A 26,291-nucleotide genomic window follows, 5' to 3' on the forward strand; every position below is an offset into this window, starting at 1 on the left:
AAACTCCGCGTTTACATTATGATTTCACGTAAATCAGATAAAATCTGACAACATCTAGTTAAGAACTTAGCTGCTAATGCACCATCAATTACCCTATGATCTGCTGACATAGATAGAGGTAGCATAGTTCTAGGTTCAAATTCTTTACCATTCCACACTGGTTTCACAGCTGTTTTTGAAACACCCATAATAGCAACTTCTGGCATATTAATAATTGGTGTAAATGCTGTAGTCCCAAGCACACCTATACTAGAGATAGTAAATGTAGCGCCTGTCATATCTTTGGCACCAAGCTTACCATCACGCGCTTTACCAGCTAATTCCATAATATCTTTTGATATTTCAACAATACCTTTTTTGTCAGCATCCTTGATAACTGGAACCATTAGACCAGCTGGAGTATCTGCAGCAAAACCAATATTATAGTATTTCTTCAATATCAAGTTTTCACCATCATTTGATAATGAGCTATTCATTCTCGGGAACTCTTGAAGTGCAACTGCAGCAGCTTTGACCAAGAATGATAATGGAGTAATCTTAATGCCTGTTTTCTCAGAAAATGCTTTTTTAGACTTTCTAAACTCTTCAAGATCAGTAACATCTGCATCATCATAGAACGTAACGTGAGGAATCTTAACCCAGTTTCTATGCAGATTTTTTGCACTAATTTTGTTGATACGAGTCAATGGTTGAGTTTCAATCTCACCAAACTTAGCGAAGTCTACCACTGGATCATCTAGAAGATCTAAGCCACTGCCACTAGCAGCAACTTTACCAGTCTGAACTTGTGTTACAGCATGCTTAATGTAGTTATAACAATCTTCTTTTGTTACACGTCCTTTACGGCCTGTAGCTTTGACCTTGCTTAAATCGACATTTAAAATTCTAGCTAGCTTTCTCACCGCTGGGGAAGCATGAGCATTAGAATTATCTACCGCATAGTCATTAACATTAGTTTGAGCTGGAGCAGGTGCTAACGGTTTAGACTCTTGCTTAGGAGCTTCTTGCTTAGCTGGCTGACTAGGCGCTGCTACTGGAGCTGCACCTTTTGTCTTGACCTTAAGAATCAAGCTACCCTGAGAAACTTTATCACCAACTTTTGTAATAATTTCAACAACTTCACCAGCTACTGGAGATGGTACCTCCATACTAGCCTTGTCTGTTTCTAATGTAATCAATGAATCCTCTTCTGCAATTGTATCACCAACTGCTACTGATACTTCAATAACATCAACACTATCATAATCACCAATATCTGGAACTTTGACATCAATAACTTCTTCAGAAGCAGGTTGTGCAGATGTAGCTTGCTGTGCTGGTGCTTGTGTAGGTGCTGAAGCACTTGCTCCAGTTTCAACTTTTAATATTAAGCTACCCTGAGAAACCTTATCGCCGACTTTTGTGATAATCTCAACAACTTTTCCGGCAACAGGAGATGGTACCTCCATACTAGCTTTATCTGTTTCTAATGTAATCAAAGAGTCCTCTTCTGCAATCTCATCACCAACTGCTACAGATACTTCAATAACATCAACACTATCATAGTCACCAATATCTGGAACTTCTACATCAACTATTGCTGTAGCTTGCTGCTGTTGTGGCGCTGGAGCAGCTTCTTGCTTAGACTCAGCTGCTGTTGCATCACCCTCAACCTCTACTTCCATAATAGCTGAACCTTGAGAAACTTTGTCGCCAACTTTTACAGTCAACTTAACAATCTTACCAGCTACAGGAGATGGAACCTCCATACTAGCTTTGTCTGTTTCTAGTGTAATCAAAGAATCTTCTTCGGCGATGACATCACCTTCAGCAACATTAACTTCGATCACATCTACACTATCATAATCCCCGATATCAGGAACTTTAACTATCTCTATAGACATTAATATCTCCTTACCAATTAGCTATAAAAAGGTGCCATGCGCTCTGGATCTATATTGTACTTCTCGATCGCAGCTTTAACTTCACTAGCCTCAACTTTACCGTCTAGATATAGCGCATATAATGACGCAACAACAACATGATATCTATCAACCTCAAAGAAACTTCTTAATGCCGCACGAGTATCAGATCTACCAAAACCATCAGTACCTAAGTTTACAAAAGTATGCGGTATAAACTCTCTTAACTGATCAGTATAAAGCTTAATATAGTCAGTAGAAGCGATTACAGGACCTTGCTCATTTCTAAAACACTTCTCGATATAGCTTTCTTTTTTCTCTGCTGTTGGATGAAGCATATTAGTTCTAGCTACGTTTTTAGCTTCTCTATAAAGCTCATTAGCAGAAGTCATACTCCAAACATTAGAAGTAATACCATACTCTTCTTTTAGCATCTTAGCCGCAGCTTCAACTTCTCTTAGAATAGAGCCTGAACCTAATAACTGTACATGTTTAGCCGCTGGCTTCTTCTCTTCATCTAACTTATACAGACCTTTGATGATACCCTCTTCACAGCCCTCTGGCATTGCTCTATGAGAGTAATTTTCATTCATTACAGTGATATAGTAATATACATGATCACCATCAACATACATTCTCTTCATACCTTCGCCAAGGATTACAGCTAATTCATAAGCATAAGTAGGATCATAAGAAATACAATTAGGTATAAGTCCAGCTTGGATATGGCTATGACCATCCTCATGCTGCAGACCTTCACCATTTAGAGTTGTACGTCCTGAAGTACCTCCAATGACAAAACCTTTTGCCATCGAATCACCTGCAGCCCATGCAAGATCACCAAATCTTTGGAAACCAAACATTGAGTAGTAAATCATGAAAGGAATCATTGGCACTTTATGCACGCTATATGAAGTAGCTGCTGCTATCCAAGAACAAAAGCCTCCTTGCTCATTGATACCTTCTTGTAAAATCTGACCATCTACAGATTCCTTGTAGAACATTACTTGCTGTTTATCTTCTGGTACATATTGCTGACCTTTAGGGTTATAGATACCTAACTGTCTAAATAGACCTTCCATACCAAAAGTACGTGACTCATCTACCGTGATTGGTACAATATGCTTACCTAATTTCTTATCTTTCGCTAAGTGAGATAATATCCTTACAAAAGCGGTAGTAGTTGAAAATTCTCTATCACCACTATCATCCAATAAGCTCTTAGCAAAATCTTTATAGCTCGGAATCTCTAATGCTTGCTTATTCTCTAATCTCTTAGGAATATAACCACCCAGGTCTTTTCTCTTAGAGTGTAGATATTTCATCTCTGGCGAGTTTTCATCTAGCTTGATAAGTCTATAGTTTTCAATATCCTCTTTTGAAGCTGGAACATTAAATCTATTTTTAATATGCTCAAGCGCATCAGTATCAAGTTTTTTAACATTGTGAGCAATATTTTTTGACTCACCCCACTCGCCTAACCCATAACCTTTAACAGTCATAGGAAGAATTAGTGTTGGACGACCATTTGGATTCTCTACCGCCTTTTTGTATGCTGCATAAATTTTCAATGGATCATGCCCACCACGACGCAGTGCTTGAATATCATCATCTGTCATATCCTTAGCTAGCGCTTCTAAATCTTCATCGCCGCTAAATACTACTCTACGACACTCAGCACCGCCGTGAGCTTTGATTGTATGGAATTGTCCATCATTTAACTCACTTAATCTTTGAGCAAGCTTTTTACCAGCTTTTTGATCTTGTAGTAATCTATCCCAATCACTACTCCATAGTACTTTGATAACATTCCAACCAGCACCGGCAAATACATCCGCTAACTCTTCAACTATATTACCATTACCATTTACAAGACCATCTAATCTTTGTAAGTTACAATTAACGACAAAAATCAAGTTATCTAGGCCTTCACGACCTGCTCTAGTGATAGAACCAATTGATTCTGGCTCATCCATTTCACCATCACCACAGAAAGCCCAAACTTTACGATCAGATGTTTTTGCTAAACCTCTAGCCTCTAGATATTTCATAAATCTAGCTTGATAAATAGCTTGAAGTGGACCCAATCCCATAGAAACTGTAGGGAATTGCCAATAAGTAGGCTGTAAATAAGGATGAGGATATGAAGATACCGCATTTTGTCCATTAAATGCCTGCTTTCTAAAGTTCTCTAACTGTTCTGCTGTTATTCTACCCTCTAAGAATGAACGTGCGTAAACAATCGGAGAAAGATGTCCTTGATAGAATATCAAATCACCAGCATGTTGATCGTTTGGTGCTTTCCAGAAGTGGTTAAAACCGACCTCATAAAGCGTCATAGCTCCAGCTCCAGTACCAATATGGCCGCCTATCGAACCATCTTTTTTGTTAGCTGCAGCAACTATAACTGTAGAGTTCCATCTATTGATAGCTTCAATCTTTTGTTCAAGTTCTATATCACCTGGATAACTTGGTTGTTCAGAAACATCTATAGAGTTAACATAATTCTTAACTTTAGCAGTTGAATAAGCACTTTCTATACCAAGCTCCGAACCTTTGGTAAGCAGCTGTTCAAATAAAAACTTAGCTCTATCAGCACCTTCTCTTTTTATGACATCTTCAAAAGCCTCAAGCCACTCTTGGGTTTCTAAAACATCAATATCTTTAGTGAAATCCGACATCCTTTATCCTCCGAATTAATCGAATATTAACGAAATTAAAACTTATTGCTCGATTATAAGTCAATAGATAGACAACATCAACCAGTAACAAGCTTGTTAACTATTAATACTTAGTAATTATAATCTTGTAAAAATTTATTAACAACTTCAATAATCTCAAAGATTACCACATCATTTTTATATTTTTTAAAAAACAACTTAGTTTATGAGATTTTTAGCTCAATTAAATCGTAGTTTACATTCCGCTGCATACCACAATCCATAAAACCAATGAGGTAAAATCCAACTATACGTTTGATAATCTACAACAAATAATCAATATTATCTTGATTATCAAATACATCTAAAACAAATCAAAGTCCAATGAAAAAGCAATAACTTTAAAGACTTCTGCAAGTTTGTCATTAAACAATAAATCTTTTATATCATTGCTATATTTTAAGTACTGCTTAACACCCAAGTGTTGTGATATATTACTAAAGACTTCAGAAATACCTGCTCTCTTGAGAAAATTTGCCTGTGTCATATAGCCGTCAAGCTGAAAACCCACCTCAAACGCAGCCTCAGCAACAGTCGTGAAATCAACATGGGCAGTAATATCTTGCTCGCCAATATTTATAAATCAACATGGGCAGTAATATCTTGCTCGCCAATATTTATAAATGGTTCAAAATTAACTTGATGTTGATAATAACATGCCAAAGTCCCCATATATCTTTCTTTTGAATAATACAGCGACCTGTGGTAACCATAATCACACAAAAAAACTATACCCTGTGACAAAACCTCATGCAAAGACTTAATCCACGGACGAATCCAAGTATTTATCTCACTAGTATAACCATCATCAAAAGTAATACCATCATCTAGTATCTTACCCGATTCATACTCAAAACGGTCATCATTTTGCAGCATATCAGAAAATTTAAAATTATCTCCATTACTAGTAACGCCCTGCTGTACCAATTTATTATTCATAAATCTAAAAACATCAACAGGCATTGCGTCTAAAAGCTCGTTTGCAAACACAATAGCTTTAAGTTTTTGCTCAGGTAATTTATCAAGCCAAATAAACTTATCATATAAATGCGGAATATTTTCCTTGATATACTGCTGCTGTCTTAATCTTAGATCATTACTTAACTCTATGATTATATAATGTTTTGGCAAGTTTGATAAACTCTTAAGCTCATTGATACAATCTGCAGCAAACTTACCATTACCAGCACCAAATTCTATGACACTACAGTCGCTACCAAGTTGAGAAATTATAGTTGCAAACTGTCTAGCAAAAGTTCGCGCAAATAAAGAAGTTTGCGATGTGGCAGTAATAAAATCACCTTGAGGGGAAATTTTTTCTCTTGCTCCAGAATAATAACCTAGTAAGGGATAATATAAAGCCATCTGCATAAAATCTCTAAATAGTAATGGCTGTTTAGAAGATTTTATTCGCTCTAAGATAATATTTTTAAGCGACACAAAAATACAAATTTACAATAAAAACTCTAACTATTTTAAGCTCAAATTAGATTTTATTCAAAAAATATATGACTTTCTAAAAAAAAAATATTAAAATTTGTGCTCAAATAATTTTTACAAGTAAGTTGTAGATGAATTTTATAAATACTTATCCAATTGGTATAACTGGCGGAATTGCAAGTGGTAAATCAACAGCGACAAGAATTCTCAAAGAGAAACTAAACTTAAATGTTGTCTGTGCAGATACTATAAGCAGAGAAATCACTAAAAAACCTTCAGTAATAAAAAAAATAGCTGAAAAATTTGGTGATGAAATAATAATGAATAAGCAGATAAACAGAGCAATGCTTAGAGCTATTATCACTGAATCTAAAGAAGCTAAAAAATGGTTAGAAGATTATCTACACCCAGTAATCAATAAAGAGATAAAAAAACAAGTAAAAGAGTCTGATACTGTTATGACAATTGTTGACATACCACTATTAGGTCCATACAACTTTTGTCACTATGATTATCTAAAGAAAGTAATAGTCATCAAAGCAGATCTAGAAACTAGAATTAGAAGACTAATGGAACGTGATGGCAAAAATAGACAACAAGCCGTTGCATTTATCAATCTACAAATATCTGATAAAGAAAGGGAAAAAATTGCTGATTTTGTTATAGATAATACTGAGCTAAGCGATCAGGAGTTAGAAAATAAATTAATTACAATAATTAATGAAATAACCAACTTGACTAACTAAAAATATCGCTATATAATATCGCTCAAATCTATGCACCCATAGCTCAACTGGATAGAGTACTCGGCTACGAACCGAGCGGTTAGGGGTTCGAATCCCTTTGGGTGTGCCATGTTTCAGAAATTTGCGGGAATAGCTCAGTGGTAGAGCACAACCTTGCCAAGGTTGGGGTCGCGAGTTCGAGCCTCGTTTCCCGCTCCATAAATTTACGATAAATTCTCTTATTTTGATAGCTCTTATATGTTAAAATTTACATTGTTTTAAAATGTACTTAATATTTTACAGTCAATAGGATAAAAATGACGCAAAAAATAATTTTAACTGGGGTTACTCCATCAGGAACACCACATTTAGGTAACTATATTGGTGCTATCAAACCAGCAATAGATATGGTTAAAGATGATCAATACAAATGTATGTACTTTATTGCTGACCAACATTCATTAATAAAGCTTTGGGATAAAAAGTTACGCCAGCAATATATTTATGAAATAGCTTCATCATGGTTAGCACTTGGTCTTGACCCAGATAAAGCTTATTTCTATCGCCAGTCAGATATCCCTGAGATAATGGAATTAACATGGATCATAAGTACCACTACTGCTAAAGGACTACTTAATCGAGCTCACGCTTACAAAGCCTTAGTTGACCAAAATCTTCAAGAGGATAATGTTGATCCAGATAAAGGTATAACTATGGGACTATTTAACTACCCAGTACTTATGGCTGCAGATATTCTTATGTTCGATGCAGACCTAGTTCCTGTTGGTAAAGACCAAATTCAACATATAGAAATAGCTCGAGATATCGCTAACCGTTTCAATCATATTTACCAAAAATCAGTTCTCAAGGCACCCCAAGCTCTGACGAGTGAAGATAGTCAAACTATACTTGGTCTAGATGGTCGTAAGATGTCAAAAAGTTATGATAATACTATAGCTATTTTCTCAACTGAGAAGAAACTTAGAAAACAAGTAATGAAAATTATTACAAATTCTCAAACACCTGAAGAAAAAAAAGATCCAAATAGCTGTACCATTTTTGCAATATATAAAAGCATTGCAAGCCAAGTAGAGATAACAACTCTAGAGAAAAAATACTTGGCAGGCGGACTTGGTTGGGGAGATGCTAAACAAATACTTTTTGAAAAAATAAATGAATATCTAAGAGAAGCCAAAGAAAAATATGACTACTATATAAATAATCCTAAAATTGTTGATGATATTCTTACCCAAGGAGCTGCAAAAGTACGCCCTTTTGCAAAAAATAAACTCCAGCAAGTTAAAGATACTATAGGAATGTGAAATGCATAAGTTAGATAATATAATTATTGCTAACTACAGCATTCATTCTTTAGCACTTATATCCTGGGCAAAGCAAAATTTATCAGATAACTTCTATGTCTTATCTGTAGATACAGGTTTTGCTGCAACTAATTGGAATAGTTATTTAGGAGTAGTTTTTGATTGGCTAACAAAAGAAAATATCAGCTATTTTCATTTAAAATCAGAAAATACTTTTCAAGAACTAGTTTTAGCACGTAAGCAATTTCCATCACAAAAATTTAGCTGGTGCGCCAGTTTCCTAAAAGGTATAACTCTACTCAATAAAATCGATGAGCTTGATCCTAATGGTGATACCGCTATCCTACTTAGTCATCGTAAAGATATGTCTAGTGTCTCACAGCTTTTAAAAAACCTAAGTGAAGAAGAAAAATATGATTATAGACCTCTAGAATACCCTTTACTAAATCATAGCTATGATGACATTCTTGATTTAACCAAAGAGTTACCATTTAAGCCTGCAAAACATAGTCTTGAATGTCAACCATGTATACATCTAACTCAACAACAGTTTAAGATATTAACTAAACAAGATATTAAGAAAGTAACTGATTTAGAGGTTAAAACAAATAGTTTTATGTTTGAGAATCTACCTTTTGATAAGTTAAATAATGATTTCTTTAGACAAAAAAATATTTTAGAAGAGTTATCAAAGGCATGTAGTTGGGAATATAGCTGTGGCTTATAGGGGATTATTATGAGTGAATATTTTTTATTTAGTTTGCTAACCGTTGTAGCAGCATTGATGAGTTACATTAACACTAAGTTTCTAAAGTTACCCAAAGCGATAGGCTTAACAATTCTCTCGATAACATTTTCAGCGCTGTGTGCTTCTTTTTTAAGTCCATCAAATTTTTTAGTAGTTGCTTTATCAAGTTTTGATTTCAAAAAAACAGTACTTGATGGAATGTTATCTTTCTTATTATTTGCTAATGCACTGCATTTTAATATGATTGATCTAAAGAAAGAGCTAAAAGCTATATTTGGACTTGCAAGTATTGGTCTATTACTCTCAGCACTTACAACCGCTATATTAATTTATGGTTTCTGCCTCCTAGTTGGTTTTGAAATTAGTTTAGGCTATTGCTTAGTTTTTGGAGCGTTGATATCACCTACTGATCCAATTGCAGTAATTAGTACACTTGCTGGTAATAAATCTATACCCAAACATATCAAAACACGTGTAGTTGGTGAATCATTGTTTAATGATGCTACAGGGATTGTCCTTTTTGTAGTATTATCAAATATTGTTTTCTTTGGCAGTGGTGGTGAATTTGGACAAGCTATTAATGGTCATGGTATTGAATATATTTGGATAATAGCTAAACAGATTGGTTCAGAGGCTGGTGGTGGCATACTTCTTGGTTATATTTTTGCTAGATTTGCACTTATATTCCTAAAAACTAATCAAGACTCTGAAACTTCAATTTTCGTCACATTAGCTGTAGCAAGCATGGGATATGTAATTGCTCATAGCTTAAATGTATCAGGCCCTATTGCCATGGTAGTTGCTGGTTTATTTATCGGTAATAATCTTTCAGATCGTAAAAAAACATCTCCAGATCAAGTAGAAAAGCTCGATAACTTTTGGATGGTTATTGATAATATGCTTAACTCTTTCCTATTTATACTCATAGGTCTAGAGTTAACTAGTATACCATTTAACCATGGCGCTTTCTGGGTTGGTGCTGCTGGTATATTTATTGTGACGTTTGCTAGATTAGTTAGTATATCAATACCAATCACTGTAATTGATAAAAAACTTACTCAAGCTTCAGCTAAAGATAATTTACTTGTAGCTTGGTCTGGGGTAAGGGGCGGTATATCTTTAGCATTAGCGTTATCATTACCTGATGAAGGTAATGTTATAGTTAGTATTACATACACAGTTGTTATTCTCTCGATACTTGCTCAAGGCTCCACCTTGAAGATAGTTTTAAATATGATTTATCCACATAACATTACTAAGAAAGCAGCGAATACCGTAGACGTCGATAATTAATAAACTTATTATTCATATTTATGCTTATAATACGCTTCACCTAAATATTTAACTAAATAACTCACCTTACGCAAAAGATTGTAAGTTTTAAAAAGATATTTAGAATACTGATCATAGGAAATAAATGTATCTTCTGAGAAATGGACAAGGATTTACTAGATATATACACAGACTATCTTATAAGCCAAACTAAGTATGCTACAGCCACAAAATTATCAGATATATTAGATCAAGAAGTATCACATGACAAAATAACAAGGTTTTTAAGCAAGTCAGATTTGACAAGCTTAGAATTCTGGAAGTATATAAAACCGTTAGTTAGAAAGCATAATAGCAAATACGATGTTCTTTGTTTGGATGATACAATTAGTGAAAAGCCAAGCACAGATGAAAATGATATAGTCTGTTGGCATCACTCTCATGCTAAAGGTATTCATGTAAAGGGTATTAAATATAGTAAAGCTTAAAATTCACTCAATCAATTTTTTATTGTTAAGTTTGAACTTTGAATTTAGCAGTCACTTTTAAGCCACATGGTTTATTGTTTTCGATAAATACTTGAACATTATTAGCTTCAAATATTTTTTTTACAATGCATAAACCTAGCCCTGTGCCAGGGATATCACTATTTCTAGCAACATCAGAGCGAAAAAATGGCTGCCATATTTTATTAAGATCAGTTTTTTTAATACCTGGTCCTGTATCAGTAAATGTTACTTCTATATATTCTTTACGCGAGATAAAAATATCAACACAACCAGCATATTTAATAGCATTATTGATTATATTTGAAAAAGCTCTTTTCATCTCTTTAATTTGAATATACACAATTCCTTCCTCAATTGAGGAAGAGAAATTTACACAATCATAAACTTCATAATCTTCACATAAACATTCTACAAAATTTACAATATCTGTTTTAGTAGCTTCAACTTTTTTGTTACACTTTTTATTATAATTAGATATTTGTGAGAAAAGGTATTCTATATCATCAAAATATTTAAGAATTAATGAGTTATCAGGGTATTTATTTTCTATCAATAATTTAGCTTTTGTAAGAGGAGTTTTTAAATCATGAGATATTGCATTTAGGGTAAAAACTCTATTTCTTATCTCTTTTTTTAGAGAAAGTATAGTTTTAAAAATAGTTTTTGGAATAAGTTGAATATTTTTAGGAGCAAATAGATAAAAGTCTTTTATCTCACTATCGACTATTTTTAGTATCTTTTGAACCTAATTAGGCTAAATACTAAAGATTGGCTATATATTATATATAAAGGAAAAAATATTGATATTATTGTTGATAATAATAATGAAATATAATATAAATAAAATTTAGCTCTGCTTTTAATATGGATATTAAAACATCTATCATATTTAGGGTAGCAAATAGATATATCTTTTATAATGTCTTCGTTTCCAGTATATTTTTCAACTTTCTTTCTTTGTAGCTCATGATTAGCTTTATTGTCAAAGAGGTTTATAAAAAGGTTATTTTTAGGTTTAGCGCTTATAGTATATGTGATCTCTGCTGAACTTTTATCTATACTGTATATAGTGTTAAATTTTGAATTGTTATATTTATTATCTACTAAATCATCGTAAAAAGTATAACTTAAATCAGTGATTATATTTATAGGTCTGTAAATCTGTGTATTTAGATAGTAGGCATATGAAATATATAAGAAAAATAAATTAAATATAGCTATTAGGATAAGTGTTACTGAAATAGCTAGAGAGAATATTTTTTACTACTCTTATATTTATTTAGCATATATTATTTTCTATTAAAAATTATAATTTAAAATTGTACTGGATTAGATAAATCAAAAAATATATTTTTTAGGTTCCATGAACAAAATTTTTGCATAAATATGTTAAGTGTATTTAAATAGTTTTGCGAAACAAACAAAACACTTAACACAGATGAAATATTACATATCAGAATCTAACTGGTCAACTATTTTGACTTTTCTTAAATCTCAAAAAGGTCTACACACAAAAGATACCAAAAAACTTAGAGTATTTATCGAAGCTGTATTTTACATTCTGAAAACTGGAGCTCAATGGGGTTATCTTCATGAGGATTATGGTAATAGTAGAACAATCCATAAACGTTATAAATACTGGGCAGATAAAGGTATTTGGTCTAATTTAATGAGTTATATTTCTGTGAACAGTTCATGGTTGATTTATTATCTGTAAAAGCACATGCTTGTGCTAGTAGTTATGAGATAAATAGTAATAAAATACATGCTCTTGGTAGAAGTGCTGGAGGTTTTACAACTAAAATACATACTGTAACTGATGCACTAGGTAACCCTGTTAGATTTATATTATCAGTTGGTAATGTACATGACATAATTCCCTCACAAGATTTATTGAAAGGTATAAAAAATGCTCAAATATTGGCAGATAAGGCTTATTTTTCTGAAGATAACATAAAGTTTCTTATAAAAAATGGTAATATAGCTATTATTCCAGCTAAGGAAAATTATACTAAAGATCATAGTATTGATTGGCACACTTACAAGGATAGACACTTAATTGAGAACTTTTTTTCTAAAATTAAGCATTTTAGAAGAGTTTTTTCTAGGTTTGATAAAACTTGCTCTGCTTTTCTGGGATTTATTGCACTGGCAAGTACATTTATTTGGCTAAGATAATTTTTTATTCATGGAACCTAATATTACCAGCATATACTAAAAATAATCCTGTGATAAAAAATGCGGAAGTATACAATATTAGTTTTGGTGCTCCTAGATTTGTTGATAGCAAAGGCGCTAAAATTATTGAAGAAAAAGTTGGTAAAGGAAATATCATAAGATTTTGGAATGCTAGAGATCTAGTACCTTCTATTATGTTGGACTCACTTAACTCAGAACATGTAGGTATAGATATACCTTTAAAAGATAGATTCTCACATGAGTGATATAAGCCAATACTAACTCACCATTCTATGCAACGTTATTGGAATCTCTTTAAAGAAAGTTTTGACTAAGTCAGAGGCGAAAACATCAAAAAAATTAACCAACAAGACGATATCAGTATACTTGCTGATTACTTAAGAGTATCTAACTGAATCTAATGATACCACTAAAGATAGAATTAAACAATTGAGAGAAGAATTACGTCATTATAGTAAATATACACTTAAACAAGCCAAATTAGAATTAAGGGCAAAATTAAAGCAAATTATCAATAGGCTTGAAGAAAATAATATCTCAGATAATAATGATATGGAGAATCGTAAAGAGATTGATGAGCTAAAATTCTTAATTTTAGAGATTGAAAAAATTCAACCCCTTAAAGTTTCTATGGATACTAGTAAGCCTAAAGGTTTGACTAAATCAATCTTAAAGCTTAAGGCGCAATTAGAGAGTGATGATGATTTATCAACTGATGATGAAGAATGGCAGATTCTATAAATAACCCTTTCAATATCTACTATAACAGCAGCTATGCTCTATTATCATCTAAGATCTCATTGATATAAGTCGTATTATATCGACTGAAATCCAAAATAGAAGTCTCCTAAAATGATAATCAAAAACTCTAAATAAATAATTTACATTTATTTACATTATTCATATGTTATCATTAGGAGTAAATGTAATTTTTAGAATTCTATAATTATGAAAAGTATTTTAGTAGTCGATGACGAAAAAGAAATAAGAATCAACATAAGAGACTTATTAGAAAAAGAAGGCTATAAAGTTTATATTGCAGATTCAGCAGAAACTGCAGAGCGCATTCTAAACTCTGAAAAAATTGATTTAATGTTATTAGATATTATGATGCCTAATGAAAGTGGCTTAGATTTTTGTAAAAGGATATGTTTGCAGAAAAATATAAATATAATTATTGCTACAGCATCAAATGATGAGATAGATCAAATTCTAGCATACGAATTTGGTGCTAAAGACTATATATCAAAACCTTTCAACAGAAAACTTCTATTAGCAAAAATTAAAACTACTATTAATAGTGGCTTGATTCGCTGTAGATATTTATTTTTTGATGGAGTTGTTTTTGATACTTTAGAGAAAACAATTCAAAATAAACAAGATATACTTTATCAAATTAGTAATATCGAGTATAAGATTCTGCTATTACTAACTGAAAATGTTTATAGCTTTGTTAATCGTGATAAAATTTCCGAGGCGGTTTATAATCGTCCTTATGATGGTTATAGCCGAAGTATAGATGTAACAATTAGTAAAATTAGAAAAAAGATAAATGATAAAGATAAAGTTACTATACTTACAAGTTCACAAAATGGTTACTCTTTGAACAAAGAAGTAAAAAAGTTTGCCTCACAAAGTGATCTATCAGATTTCATAAAATCTTACAATCAATAAAAATTAAATCCAAATAATTTATACAAATCTGTTAATCGAATTTCAAAACCATTATCAAGTTCTTTTGACAGTTGTAAATATCTTTTTTCAACCCTGATCAAATAGACTTTGGCTTTACGCTCAATAAGCTTTTTATCAAAGAGCAAAACATATTAGTAATTTCTTTGCAGACGCATATTGTTTGCACCACTTGGCGCATACATACTTATACCCATAGTTGATGACATTAAATTATGATATTGGTAGTTTCTCCCATAAAAATCAAAATAATTATCTGTAAACTCCTCTGGGAAAGCAGCCTGAAGCGTATCCTCTTGTGGTTGCGAATAAGGTATATATTCTTGCTGCTGATTACGACCCCAAACTATCGTGTGCGGAATATTATTCATATCAATCACTGAAACTGGATCATCATTTAAATTAAGCTGTTTAGCACCTTGGGATTGCTGATTAGAAAATTCTGGCACACCATTTTGATATTTTTCATAAATAGTAGCATAGCTATCAAGACTAAACATAACGGTTATAAACAATATTAATAATCTCATCTTAGCTCTTTATAAAATTATTATTGTTCTTTAATATTGCCAAAGCTTTTTCATAATCACAATCATTTAATATCATTACTATTGCAACCTTGACAGATTTATTGGCTTTTAAGTAAAAATCAGTTGCTTTTGCATAATTTACTCCTGTAGCTTCACAAATAATATTTTTTGAGCGTTCAATTAGCTTTTGGTTAGTAGGTTTTACATCTACCATTAGATTTTGATAAACTTTACCGACAGAGACCATTGAAAGAGTTGATATCATATTGAGAATCAGCTTTTGAGTGGTACCAGCCTTTAGCCTTGTTGAACCTGTTAAAACTTCAGGTCCCGGTACTGCCTCTATATGATATTTAGCATATTGAGATATTTTTGCTTGCTTAGTACAACTAATAGCAACTGTAGTTGCACCAATACAGTTAGCATACTCAAGAGCACCAATCACATATGGTGTCCTACCGCTTGCAGCAATACCTATTACAATATCTTTAGCTGTAAGATTTATGCTCTGCAAATCTTCTTTACCAAAATTAGCATCATCTTCAGCACCTTCTTGAGCTTGGATAAATGCCTTTTCACCGCCAGCTATCAAGCCTATAATCGTATTATAATCAACACTAAATGTTGGTGGGCATTCAACAGCATCTAATATACCTAACCTACCACTAGTTCCCGCACCGACATATACAATCCTACCAGCATTTTTTAAGGCATAAGAAGTTGCTAAAATTACCTCTGTTATATTTGTATGTTGTTCTTTTAGTGCTTCAATTACACCATACTCTTCATCTATCATTAAACTGACTGCTTCAGCTATAGACATTGAATCAAGATTTAAACTTCTAGGATTTCTTTTTTCTGTATTAATATTTTCTAAGATATTCATAATTTGACTTCCTTGACTATCCCCAAAGGATAAAGATACTTACTGTCTAAATATACACGCTCAGCTGGCTCATTATCTTCTTCATCTTTGTTATCTTTTTCATCTTTAGTTTTACTACTCTTTTTTGCCAGCTCTTGTTTTTTTCTTTCAACCATTGATTTTGATTTGTTTTGCGAAGAAGATTTATCTTTATCGTTAATTTCAGACTTATCTTGTGGCTGACCTTCATCACCAAGCTCATCTCTAATTTCTTGGACTTTAACATCTAACGCTTCTGATTGGATGTATATCTTATTAATAGTGTTTTTAACCGCATCAAAATCAGCTAAAATTTGTGGGCTAGATGCGCCTATATCAATCTCTTGAAGTATGTCAAAATCATAGTTAAGTTGTAAAACCTTATCTGGTGTAAATACGAATAAATAGCCAAATTTTGGTACAACTAACTGAATACCTTCATCTTTTTTGTCATCTTCTTTTTTTGATTTTGGTAAGCCTACAACAACCATATCACTATTATTTTGACTATCAAATTCAAATTCTTTCTCAAGACCATTTGAGCCGTATTCCAAATTTATAAAACTACCATAGCCTTTTTTATACTCATATCGATGTAGTTTATTAGACTCAAATGTAATAATATACATCGAATCATTTGATTTAGATACTATTACTGGTTTGCCAAAGCTCTCGCCATCAATATATGTATCTAGACTCTTACCAACACGATGATCACCATTATAGTTAAAGTCACTAATACCCATAAGTGTTTTACTCTGATCATTAGGATGAAATATCAATACCATGTTTGCCTCAAGATTACTTGCCATATCTGGTACTAGCAATTTAACTGTATCTTCATTTAACTCTTCTTTAAACTCAATTCTATCAGCTAATTTTACAACATAATTTTTATCAACAGATGAATATCTCGAGTAGTAGATTTCTAGCTGTTGCCTAGTTATTTTTTTTAATTTACTACTCTTTTTTTCAGTATTACTGCCAGTTTGATTTTGCGTAACACTTCTAACGATCATCAACTCAGGTGGCGCATCATTTTTCTCAAAATACCAAACTACATTTATGATACCATTTTTGATAAACTGTTCTCCTGCTGAACTCATACCTCTGCCACCACCACTAATTACAGCTTGCCATTTACCAATTTGATTACCCAAAGCTTCATTATCAACTTCTAAGCCTTTAACCTTATCCTCATCAAGAAGATCATCTAAAAGTATATCTGTAGTAAATAATTTATCTGTATCATACAATATTAGATATAATGTCCACTTTCCTTTCTCAAGGTTCCAACCTACCTTAACTTTATAATCAGTCGCCATCTTTTCAGGAATTGGCACTCCGATTTTTGCATTCTTTGTAAAAATACTTAACTGCCTATTCTGTTTTTGTATAAAACCAATAAACCCTTTTGGCGCATCATCAATACTACCATCACTTTTTAAGCGATAAATCCTCTCTTGATAGTCAGTAATAGCATCAAGGTTTATCATAGGCACATTAATTGGAATAAACTCACCATCATAAGTTTGATAGCTATTTGCTGCTAATGCGTTATAGATAATTCTTTCAGTAAGGTCAACATGAGTACCTAGGTTAAAAGCTTTATATATCACATCATAACTATCATATTGTTGTGATTGAAAAAGCTCTGCGTTAGTATTACTAGGGAAAAATGTTGATATATCATCATTATTAACCACAATTTGAAACTTACTATCACCTATTTCAAATTCGGCTGATTTTGTAAAGTTTATATCATCCTTAACTTTAGAAATATATGTCTCACCTAAGACTTTTTCATTATTATTTTTGATGATACTTTTAGTCGTCAAAAGCCCCATTTTAAATGTATATAAAAGCCCCGTAAGCATCACCATAATTACAAAAGAAAATATTAAAGCCATTAAAAGTGCCGATCCAGAAACTTTTGTATTTAGCCTTTTCCTTTTATACATATAAGCACCTAAACTTGACCTAATAAGAATATCTTACTAGTTGGTTGACCTGATACTTTAAAAGAAATTTTAAGCGCCGCAATTGTAGCACTTTTTACTTTTATTAGCTGCTGTTGTGGCGATTGCCACTTTAGTTTTGCACTTCCTTGATGAATATCAGAATTTAAAACATATTCAATCTTTAAATCACTGACATTATCTATTAACTCATATATCTCCGAGTCATTAGAGTTTTGTTTAACATATTCATATAAAGAATAAATCTCTTGATCATCTTTATCTTTTTTGCCACTAGCTGCTACAAAGAAAACTTCTAGAATATACTTACCAACGTAGTCACCAATTTTAAACTTATCTTCAACTAGCTTAGTAGTTGAGATAAAATCTAGTGTAACAGCACCAACCTTAACTAGTTCACACTCAAAAGCATTACATAAAACTAAATAATCATTAGCTTTAAGATCTTTCTCTGGTGGTGTATCTTTTTGGAACTCATTTATTTTAAAAATATTATTTGATGAATTAGTTTTCAAAGTTGAGTCTAAGCTACTTTTTTGAATTATCAAAAAATCTGTATCTGGTTGTACACAATGAATACTTTCGTTTATATTCATATTTCTGAGATCTTCATCATGCAACATTCGCTCTTTACAAGCTTCAACTGAAAGACTTAATCCCTTTGGCAGACCTTCTAAATTTTGAATTGGAGCTTTTCCAATGGTTATTATACCCATTTTCCCAAAGATATCTCCAAAGTTATCCCCTGAGTTATCCACAAGCTGTTGATAGATATCGCCATATTTTGTCGTAAATCCTGCATGTCCTATAGCATTATAGAAGATTTGCTTAATCAAAAGCTGATTAGTGTTTATTTTATGCTTATCATTTAGTTTAATATATTGCTTCTTCATATCAATATAAATACCAATAGCCATTGCCATAACAATAGCTGCTATAACCATTGAAACCATTAACTCTGGTAATGTGAACCCAGCAGTTCTATTATTACGCTTGGTTATCATCTTGCTTTACCTCTCGCTCAATAATCTTAACGCGATCTGCAATACCAAGCTGGTTATCAACAGCAGCAATATTAACTACTTTATATACTACATTAACATCATTCGCAGCAGCTTTTTGGGCTTTTTTATCTGCTTTTTCAGCTATTTTTTTGATATCAGCAACACTCAATGATTTAAATCTATTCACAGCTTCTGAATTTTCTTCAGGCTTAGCATCATTTTCCTTTTCTAATACAACAGTTTTGATAAATTCTATACCATCTTTTGTTTTAGTATCATCAAAAACTCCTGTTAGACGGTACACACTTACTCTCTCATCAAGAATAGTTGCTATTTCATCTTTTTTGTTCTCAAGAGTTATGTTGACTAAGACACTATTTAAGAGGAGAAAACCTGAAGATAAAACAAACAATAAAATCAAAGCTGCAAGCATAGACTCTACTATTCCAAAACCTGCTTGTGATTTTACTTTTTTTAAAAGCATCGAAACATTTTTGTATCTAGTATTATAAACTATGCTTCCTTGAATCTTCCAAAAGACATTAGTTTATCATATCTTTTAGAATTTCTTTGTTCGACTGTCATCTCAGAAAGTATTTTTAGCTCTGCAGCTACAGCCTTCCTGATGTTAGTAGCAGTAGTTTCATAATCACGATGAGCTCCACCTAGAGGCTCAGCAATTACTTCATCAACTATTTTTAATTCTTTAAGGCGCCCTGAGGTAATATTCATCATTTGTGTAACTTCAGATGCTTTCTCAGCTGTTTTGTGTAGAATTGAAGCACATCCTTCAGGTGAAATAGTCGCAAAATAACTATACTGTAGCATAAGTAATCTATCACCAACACCTATGCCTAAGGCACCACCAGAACAACCCTCTCCAATCACGATACATACAACAGGAACTTTTAGTGCACTCATCTCTAATAAGTTTCTTGCAATAGCTTCACTTTGACCACGCTCTTCTGCTTTGATACCAGGGTATGCACCTGGAGTATCAATAAAAGTCACAACAGGCATATTAAACTTCTCTGCTAGCTTCATAAGTCTTAAAGCTTTACGATATCCTTCTGGATGCATCATACCGAAATTATGTTTTATTTTACTCTTGGTATCACGACCTTTTTCCTGACCAATTACCATAACTGGCTTGTCGTTTAATTTTGCTAAACCACCGATAACAGCTAAATCATCACCAAAAGTTCTATCACCATGCAACTCTTGGAAGTCAGTAAAAATTAACGGTAATAAATCTTTGAAATACGGTCTATCAGGATGGCGTGATAACTGTACTACTTGCCAATCTGTAAGCTTGGAATAAGTAGACTCCATAAGCTCAAGTCTTTTCTTACTTAGCTTTTTAATCTCAGCTTCTGTTTTTTCATCTTCAAACACATGCGACAAAGATGTGATTTTATCTTCGATTTCTTTTATTTTTGACTCAAAGTCTAAATAATTCATTTATTTTCTCCTTTCAAATGCAAATCAATTCATAAAAATCGCTACATCATATTCTAAAGTATTTTAGCAAAATAAAAAAGTAACAACGACTGATTTTGAAAGTTTGTTATGCTAAACATTTGTAATATAATCTTTGCTAACAAAAAGATTCTACAATTTAGCTATTATGCAAGATATTTCTAATCACACCCCGATGATACAACAATATTTAAAAATAAAATCACAGTATCAAGATATATTATTATTTTACCGTATGGGTGATTTTTATGAGCTTTTTTTTGATGATGCTAAAAAAGCTGCCGAACTCTTAGATATTACTCTGACTGCTCGTGGTAAATCAAATGGCGAATCAATCCCAATGGCTGGGGTACCATATCATGCTGCTGAAACTTATATTGCAAAAATTGTCAAAAAAGGTCTATCAATTGCTATCTGTGAGCAAACTGGTGATCCAAATACTTCAAAAGGTCCAGTGGAGAGGCAAGTCACACGAATTATAACTCCAGCAACAGTTTCTGAAGAGGCTTTCTTAGATAGTAATCAAGATAGTATTCTTGTGAGTATTTTTGTAAAAAATAATAAGTATAATTTAGCATACACAAGCTATACACAAGGGAAAATTTATCTAATCAAATCTCTTACAAACCCAAATGAGCTAAAAAATGCTGTTCTGAAATTATCACCTCAAGAGATTATTACTAACTCTCATGAACTTGCTCAGCAAAATCCTTTTAAAAGACCAATTAAAGCTTTAGAAGAATGGTATTATAGTAATTTTGAGGCAAAAAAATACATTAACGACTCTCTTGATTCCAATATTGCTAATAATGTCCTAAATCTTTATAAAAATGATCAGCTAGCAACTATTGGCTCGATACTTAGCTATCTTGCAAATATTCTTAAGGATACCCCTAGGCATATTACTGATATCAGCCATGAACAAGAGCAAGATACCCTTAACATCGATATAAATAGCCGCATAAATCTTGAGTTAGATAATAACTCAAAAAGTAGCTTACTTAGCATAATTGGTAAATGTAAGACTAGCCTTGGTAGTCGTTTACTAAAAAGGTATTTTAGCAATCCAACGAGAGATTTAAATATTTTAGCTACTCGCCATAGTATTATAAATAGTTTAGGTGAAAATCAACATTTTTTAAAAATTCAAGAGCTACTTAGTTATATTAGTGATATTGAAAGGATAATCTCACGGGTAGCACTTGGAACTGTAAAACCTAAAGATCTTGTTGCACTACGTGACTCTCTTAAGCAGTTACCAAAACTGAAAAAAATCCTTAGCGAAAAAAATACTCAAGAGATTGAAAATATTAATAAACGTATCTACCAGCTTGATGAACTTGTTACACTCTTAGACAAAGCAATTATTGATAATCCCCCAGCAACTATTCGTGATGGTGGTGTTATCAAAGATAGTTTTGATAAAGAGCTAGATGAACTAAAAAGCATAAAAGATAATTCTTATGATTTTCTTATCAAGTTTGAAGAGTTACAAAAACAAAAAACTGGTATAAGTACACTCAAAGTTGGTTACAATCGTGTTCATGGCTATTATATTGAGTTGTCTAAACAGCATGCTGATAAAATTCCAACTGAGTATGTCAGACGCCAAACTCTAAAAGCTAGTGAACGCTATATCACCGAAGAGCTAAAAAATTTCGAAGATAAAGTCCTTTCATCAAAAGAAAAAGCTCTAGCCCGTGAAAAGTTAATCTATGATACTCTATTAAAGAAAGTTATCGAATACTACAAGCAAATCCAAGAAACTGCCGCAAGTATTGCTGAAATAGATGTTTTAGCAAATTTTGCTGAGAGAGCTATTAAGCTTAAACTTAGTCAACCTAAGTTTAATAACTTAGCAAAATTAGAACTTAAAGAAGTTCGTCACCTTGCTATTGAGCATAATATTGATGAGCCATTTATACCTAATGATACATTACTGAGCAAAGATACTAATACCCTACAAATAATAACTGGTCCAAATATGGGCGGTAAATCGACATATATGCGCCAAGTTGCACAGCTAATATTTCTAGCTTATATCGGCTCATTTGTACCAGCAAGTTATGCGGATATTTGTGATATTGATACTATCTACACAAGGATTGGTGCATCTGATGATATATCTAGCGGTAGATCAACTTTTATGGTTGAAATGACTGAAACAGCTTATATTCTCAATAATGCTAGTGCCAAATCACTAGTAATAATGGATGAGATAGGTCGTGGCACAAGTACTTTTGATGGTTTAGCATTAGCTAAAGCATGCGCAGAGAAGTTTGCACAAATAGGAGCTTTTACTTTGTTTGCAACACATTATTTTGAGCTAACAGAATTAGCTAAACAATATCCAAATGTATGTAACATCCACTTTGAGGCAAAAGAATATAAGGATAATATCTACTTTATGCACAAAGCTGTCACAGGAGCAGCTAAAAAATCCTATGGCATCCAAGTAGCTAAACTTGCCGGAATATCTCAAGATGTCCTAGAGTCAGCAAAGCAAAATTTATATAATCTCGAAAAAAAACAACAGTTAACAGAATCAACCCAAGTCCAAGCCCAACTTGAGCTAGAACCAACAACTCAAAAAAATTCTTTACAACAAAAAATTGATGAAATCGATATCAACACAATAACACCCTTAGAGGCACTAAATATTCTCTTTGAACTAAAAAAACGCTAATTTAGTTATATAAACCTTTTTCAATTTGCTATAATTTTAAAAAACTATAAAACCTCATAAAAGTTCCTAGGAAAAATCATGCAAAATAATGAAATCCAGCTATCTTTCTTAATCCAAAAAGTATATACAAAAGATGTTTCTTTTGAGACTATTAATTCACCTGCTTGTTTTAAAGAACAATGGAATCCTAGTTCTGATTTCAATATTGATATAAATACCACAAAAATAAATGATGAAAATTTCGAACTAGATTTAACTATCACTGTAACTACAAAGAATAATGAAACTAATGCTTATATAGCTGAAGTTACTCAATCTGGAATATTTACAATCACTGGTATGAGCGAAGAACAAATTGATTCTGTACTTAATACATACTGTGCAAATACCCTTTTTCCTTATGCCAAAAGAATAATTGACTCTTCAATAATCAAAGGAGGCTTCTTACCTCTTAACCTTGCACCAATCAACTTTGATGCAATATACCTACAAAAGAAATCTTCTCCTCAACGCGAGCATTAATCTATTTGGATAACCAAAATCCTATCATATTGCAAAACCCTAGAATTTATAATACAATTTACCGACATACTCAGCAAATAGTTAACTCTTAATATATTGATGCCTGTAAATTATTTTGTCATGACACTAATCAATGCTGATATATTTCATAAGCTACAAAGTTCTTGATAAGTTTTAATAGGGGTTAATCTGCATGTCAACAGTATTAGAAAATAAGCCTAGAGTTTTAATTGTTGATCCAGTCGCTTCTGCAGATTATCTTATAACTGAGTTACATAAATTTGCTATAGAAACCTTTATACTATTTACTTTAGACCTAACCAAAATCTCATCTAATTTTTGTTTTAAATCTAAATTGGTAAATGAAAAAAATATTTTTATTTGTGAAAAAACTGCTATTGATATAACAAAATTCACACAATTAAATATTGATTATGTAATTTGTGGTTATGAAGACTCTGTAGCAATAGCAGATTATCTTATGCAGCAAATCACAAATTACTCAAATGATCTAAATACCTCAGAATATAGAAATAATAAATATCTGATGCACCAAGTGCTTAAGGATAACCAGATAAATTATCTTAAACAAGAAATTATTAATTTAAAAAATATTAAAAACAGTCATTTTAATTATCCTTGTTTTATAAAACCATTGGATGGTAGTGCAAGTGTTGGTACAGCAATTTTAAATTCTCAGGCTGAATTAGTTGATTATGTAAAAAGAGATTTTTATTCACCTGTAGGTAGAAACTATAGTGAATTCATTATCTCTGAGTATATTAAAGGTGTAGAATATGCTGTTGGAACATTTTCAAAAGATGGCGAACACTATGTATCTTCAGTACAAAAATATGTTACTAAAATACATCATGGGGCTCCAGTAATACTATCTTTTGAGTTAGAGAACAATAAAGAGATAATAGCTAAAGTTACTGAATATGCCAAGATAGTTTTGACAAAACTTGGAGTCAGAAATGGCTTTGCTCACACAGAAATTTTTTTGACTGCCGAGAATAATCCAGTTTTAATTGAAGTAAATCCCCGAATCTCTGGTGCATCTGGAGCGCTAAACACCTTAGCATCATATTCTGGTCTTGATACGCAGATTGAAATTTTTGCACAAAAAATTTTCAATAAAGAACTTGCTAAAAAAGAAAAATCTTTTTCGAAAGCCATATGTTTATATAACTTTTCTAACAAGCCTCTACCAGATCTGAATTTATTAAAATTAAAATATCCATCAATAAATATAGTCGACCAAAAAAAACCAGTAGGATATACTAGAACAACTACAAGTAATTTATATAAATCAGATGTAGTAACTTTTATAATACTTAAACATAAAAACATAAAACAGTTAGAACAAGATTATAAAGACATATTACAACTAGATTTGAGTGGTAATTATTTTTAAAATGAAACAACTATAAAGTAGAGAGATGAATAGCAATAGTAAAATAAAAATTTTAGGATCTATAATGATTATTGTCGGCACCATGATTGGCGGCGGCATATTAGCTTTACCAATAATTACTGCTAAACTTGGTTTTGTAATAGGTTCAGTGCTCATATTCATAGTTTGGAGCATAATGACCTATACCGCGGTAGTTATATCAGATATCTCATGCTCGATGCCTTATGGCAGTAGTTTCAAAACTATAGCAGAAAAGTATCTTGGTAAGCCTGGTGGAGTTATTGCAAGTATTGCTTTTTTGATATTAATGTATTTCATAAGTACTGCATATATCTCTGCAGCTGCATCTTCATTATCAACATCATTCCCGACTCTTGATGAAAAACTATCATCTTTAATTTTTGTGATTATCTTTGGTAGTATCGTAGTCTTAGGGACTAGATTTGTTGACTATGCTAATAGATTTTTTATAATCCTAAAAATCTTAGTTTTAGTAATTTTATGTGTAGTTTTTAACAGATATATTGATGTTCCAAATCTTTTTGTGACCCCTGTTGACCTTGGGATATCGCTAATAATAGCCATACCTGTTTTTACAACATCTTTTACTTCACATATTATTGTGCCAGCATTATCTGACTATCTTGGTAAAAATGCCAAAGATATGAAGCGTATTGTTATAATAGGTAGCATTATTCCATTGATCCTATATTTAGTATGGGTCGTAACTATTCTAGGTGTACTACCACTACATGGTCCAGTAAGCTTTATGGATTCAATTTTTAATCATATTCCAGTAGATAAAGCCAATATCGGTGATATCTTAAAAACGCTAGGTAATAAAGTAAGAACTCCAACAACAGATGCTGTATTACATATTTTTACTTATGTGGCGATTATGACATCATTCTTAAGTGTGAACTTATCATTATTTCATTTTAATTTAGACACCTATAAATTATACAAAACCAAAAAAGCTATAGGTTATTCTATAGCAGCAGTACTGACCTTTGCTATACCGCTAATAATAAACCAAATGGATCCAGACATCTTTATTTATGCAATGACTTGTGTTGGTTTATCAATTGCTATTTTATTAATGATTATGCCAGCACTTATGGCATTTAAGATAAATAGCCTCGGCGAGAACTTCAATTACAAGATATCCACGTATAAAAGTTTATGGCTAATTTCACTAATTTCTGGTGTAATAGTTATATTATGTGTTGTTGCTTAAAATTT

20 protein-coding genes, 2 tRNA genes and 3 pseudogenes are annotated in these 26,291 nt (G+C 32.2%); 15 read left to right on the plus strand and 10 right to left on the minus strand.

Annotation, left to right across the window (positions count from 1 at the left end):
* Nucleotides 1-11 precede the first annotated feature (11 nt).
* The 3 genes and pseudogenes from aceF to FSC454_RS07780 form a co-directional block, all read right to left on the minus strand.
* The gene (aceF, locus tag FSC454_RS07770; RefSeq protein WP_066046550.1) at nucleotides 12-1,883 is read right to left on the minus strand and encodes a pyruvate dehydrogenase complex dihydrolipoyllysine-residue acetyltransferase; all 1,872 of its coding nucleotides are present in this window, start codon (nucleotides 1,881-1,883) and stop codon (nucleotides 12-14) included.
* A 17-nt stretch (nucleotides 1,884-1,900) separates the two neighbouring features.
* Nucleotides 1,901-4,582 (minus strand): pyruvate dehydrogenase (acetyl-transferring), homodimeric type, encoded by a 2,682-nt coding sequence (gene aceE / locus FSC454_RS07775; RefSeq protein ID WP_066046552.1) that lies wholly within the window; start codon nucleotides 4,580-4,582, stop codon nucleotides 1,901-1,903.
* Between the two features lie 302 nt (nucleotides 4,583-4,884).
* Nucleotides 4,885-6,061 (minus strand): annotated as a pseudogene (locus tag FSC454_RS07780) (class I SAM-dependent methyltransferase).
* 131 nt (nucleotides 6,062-6,192) lie between these two features.
* Here FSC454_RS07780 and coaE point away from each other — a divergent pair.
* The 7 genes and pseudogenes from coaE to FSC454_RS07815 form a co-directional block, all read left to right on the plus strand.
* Nucleotides 6,193-6,807 (plus strand): dephospho-CoA kinase, encoded by a 615-nt coding sequence (gene coaE, locus FSC454_RS07785; protein ID WP_014548841.1) that lies wholly within the window; start codon nucleotides 6,193-6,195, stop codon nucleotides 6,805-6,807.
* A gap of 32 nt (nucleotides 6,808-6,839) precedes the next feature.
* Nucleotides 6,840-6,916 (plus strand) — tRNA-Arg (locus FSC454_RS07790).
* 14 nt (nucleotides 6,917-6,930) lie between these two features.
* Nucleotides 6,931-7,005: transfer RNA gene (locus FSC454_RS07795), tRNA-Gly, on the plus strand.
* Between the two features lie 98 nt (nucleotides 7,006-7,103).
* Nucleotides 7,104-8,108, plus strand: coding sequence for a tryptophan--tRNA ligase (trpS, locus tag FSC454_RS07800; RefSeq protein ID WP_066046556.1), 1,005 nt, complete (start codon nucleotides 7,104-7,106; stop codon nucleotides 8,106-8,108).
* 1 nt (nucleotide 8,109) lies between these two features.
* Complete coding sequence (locus FSC454_RS07805; RefSeq protein ID WP_066046558.1) at nucleotides 8,110-8,835, plus strand: hypothetical protein; 726 nt, start codon at nucleotides 8,110-8,112, stop codon at nucleotides 8,833-8,835.
* A 9-nt stretch (nucleotides 8,836-8,844) separates the two neighbouring features.
* A complete protein-coding gene (locus tag FSC454_RS07810) occupies nucleotides 8,845-10,149 on the plus strand; it encodes a cation:proton antiporter (RefSeq protein WP_066046560.1) in 1,305 nt (434 codons plus the stop codon).
* A 140-nt stretch (nucleotides 10,150-10,289) separates the two neighbouring features.
* A pseudogene (locus FSC454_RS07815) lies at nucleotides 10,290-10,598 on the plus strand (IS701 family transposase); the annotation flags it as partial.
* Nucleotides 10,599-10,641: 43 nt separating this feature from the next.
* Here the strand turns inward: FSC454_RS07815 and FSC454_RS10030 are convergent.
* Entirely contained in the window at nucleotides 10,642-11,190 is a 549-nt protein-coding gene (locus tag FSC454_RS10030; protein ID WP_244148257.1) for a sensor histidine kinase, read from the minus strand.
* 885 nt (nucleotides 11,191-12,075) lie between these two features.
* Here FSC454_RS10030 and FSC454_RS07825 point away from each other — a divergent pair.
* The 4 genes and pseudogenes from FSC454_RS07825 (at nucleotide 12,076) to FSC454_RS07840 (ending at nucleotide 14,510) form a co-directional block, all read left to right on the plus strand.
* A pseudogene (locus tag FSC454_RS07825) lies at nucleotides 12,076-12,815 on the plus strand (IS5 family transposase).
* Nucleotides 12,803-13,081, plus strand: a complete 279-nt coding sequence (locus FSC454_RS07830) for a lipase family protein (protein ID WP_167359448.1) — start codon at nucleotides 12,803-12,805, stop codon at nucleotides 13,079-13,081. The pseudogene FSC454_RS07825 and the gene FSC454_RS07830 overlap by 13 nt, the downstream one beginning before the upstream one ends.
* A 184-nt stretch (nucleotides 13,082-13,265) precedes the next feature.
* Nucleotides 13,266-13,577 carry a hypothetical protein gene (locus FSC454_RS07835; RefSeq protein WP_066045397.1) on the plus strand — a complete coding sequence of 104 codons (312 nt, stop codon included), beginning with the start codon at nucleotides 13,266-13,268 and terminating at the stop codon, nucleotides 13,575-13,577.
* A gap of 207 nt (nucleotides 13,578-13,784) precedes the next feature.
* The gene (locus FSC454_RS07840; RefSeq protein ID WP_066046829.1) at nucleotides 13,785-14,510 is read left to right on the plus strand and encodes a response regulator transcription factor; all 726 of its coding nucleotides are present in this window, start codon (nucleotides 13,785-13,787) and stop codon (nucleotides 14,508-14,510) included.
* A 152-nt stretch (nucleotides 14,511-14,662) separates the two neighbouring features.
* Here the strand turns inward: FSC454_RS07840 and FSC454_RS07845 are convergent, their stop codons facing one another.
* From FSC454_RS07845 to FSC454_RS07870, 6 genes are read right to left on the minus strand one after another with little or no spacing between them, the layout of a single operon-like run.
* On the minus strand, nucleotides 14,663-15,058 hold the full coding sequence (locus tag FSC454_RS07845) for a hypothetical protein (protein ID WP_066046827.1): 396 nt from the start codon (nucleotides 15,056-15,058) through the stop codon (nucleotides 14,663-14,665).
* A gap of 1 nt (nucleotide 15,059) precedes the next feature.
* Entirely contained in the window at nucleotides 15,060-15,944 is an 885-nt protein-coding gene (gene murQ, locus FSC454_RS07850) for an N-acetylmuramic acid 6-phosphate etherase (RefSeq protein ID WP_066046826.1), read from the minus strand.
* A complete protein-coding gene (locus FSC454_RS07855; protein WP_066046824.1) occupies nucleotides 15,941-17,923 on the minus strand; it encodes a hypothetical protein in 1,983 nt (660 codons plus the stop codon). Before FSC454_RS07855 ends, murQ begins: the two co-directional genes overlap by 4 nt.
* A gap of 8 nt (nucleotides 17,924-17,931) precedes the next feature.
* Nucleotides 17,932-18,945, minus strand: a complete 1,014-nt coding sequence (locus tag FSC454_RS07860; RefSeq protein ID WP_066046822.1) for a PilW family protein — start codon at nucleotides 18,943-18,945, stop codon at nucleotides 17,932-17,934.
* On the minus strand, nucleotides 18,929-19,429 hold the full coding sequence (locus tag FSC454_RS07865; RefSeq protein ID WP_014548854.1) for a hypothetical protein: 501 nt from the start codon (nucleotides 19,427-19,429) through the stop codon (nucleotides 18,929-18,931). Before FSC454_RS07865 ends, FSC454_RS07860 begins: the two co-directional genes overlap by 17 nt.
* A gap of 29 nt (nucleotides 19,430-19,458) precedes the next feature.
* Entirely contained in the window at nucleotides 19,459-20,406 is a 948-nt protein-coding gene (locus tag FSC454_RS07870; protein WP_066046820.1) for an acetyl-CoA carboxylase carboxyltransferase subunit alpha, read from the minus strand.
* Nucleotides 20,407-20,572: 166 nt separating this feature from the next.
* Here FSC454_RS07870 and mutS point away from each other — a divergent pair, with 166 nt between their 5' ends.
* From mutS to FSC454_RS07890, 4 genes are all read left to right on the plus strand, one after another.
* Nucleotides 20,573-23,110: a DNA mismatch repair protein MutS gene (gene mutS, locus FSC454_RS07875; protein WP_066046818.1), complete on the plus strand. Its 2,538-nt coding sequence runs from the start codon at nucleotides 20,573-20,575 to the stop codon at nucleotides 23,108-23,110.
* Nucleotides 23,111-23,188: 78 nt separating this feature from the next.
* Nucleotides 23,189-23,632 carry a protein-export chaperone SecB gene (secB, locus tag FSC454_RS07880; protein WP_066046816.1) on the plus strand — a complete coding sequence of 148 codons (444 nt, stop codon included), beginning with the start codon at nucleotides 23,189-23,191 and terminating at the stop codon, nucleotides 23,630-23,632.
* Between the two features lie 193 nt (nucleotides 23,633-23,825).
* A complete protein-coding gene (locus FSC454_RS07885; RefSeq protein WP_066046814.1) occupies nucleotides 23,826-25,049 on the plus strand; it encodes an ATP-grasp domain-containing protein in 1,224 nt (407 codons plus the stop codon).
* A gap of 25 nt (nucleotides 25,050-25,074) precedes the next feature.
* Entirely contained in the window at nucleotides 25,075-26,286 is a 1,212-nt protein-coding gene (locus FSC454_RS07890) for an amino acid permease (protein ID WP_066046812.1), read from the plus strand.
* Nucleotides 26,287-26,291 lie beyond the last annotated feature (5 nt).

This window comes from Francisella hispaniensis FSC454, assembly GCF_001885235.1.
GTDB classification, from domain to species: domain Bacteria; phylum Pseudomonadota; class Gammaproteobacteria; order Francisellales; family Francisellaceae; genus Francisella; species Francisella hispaniensis.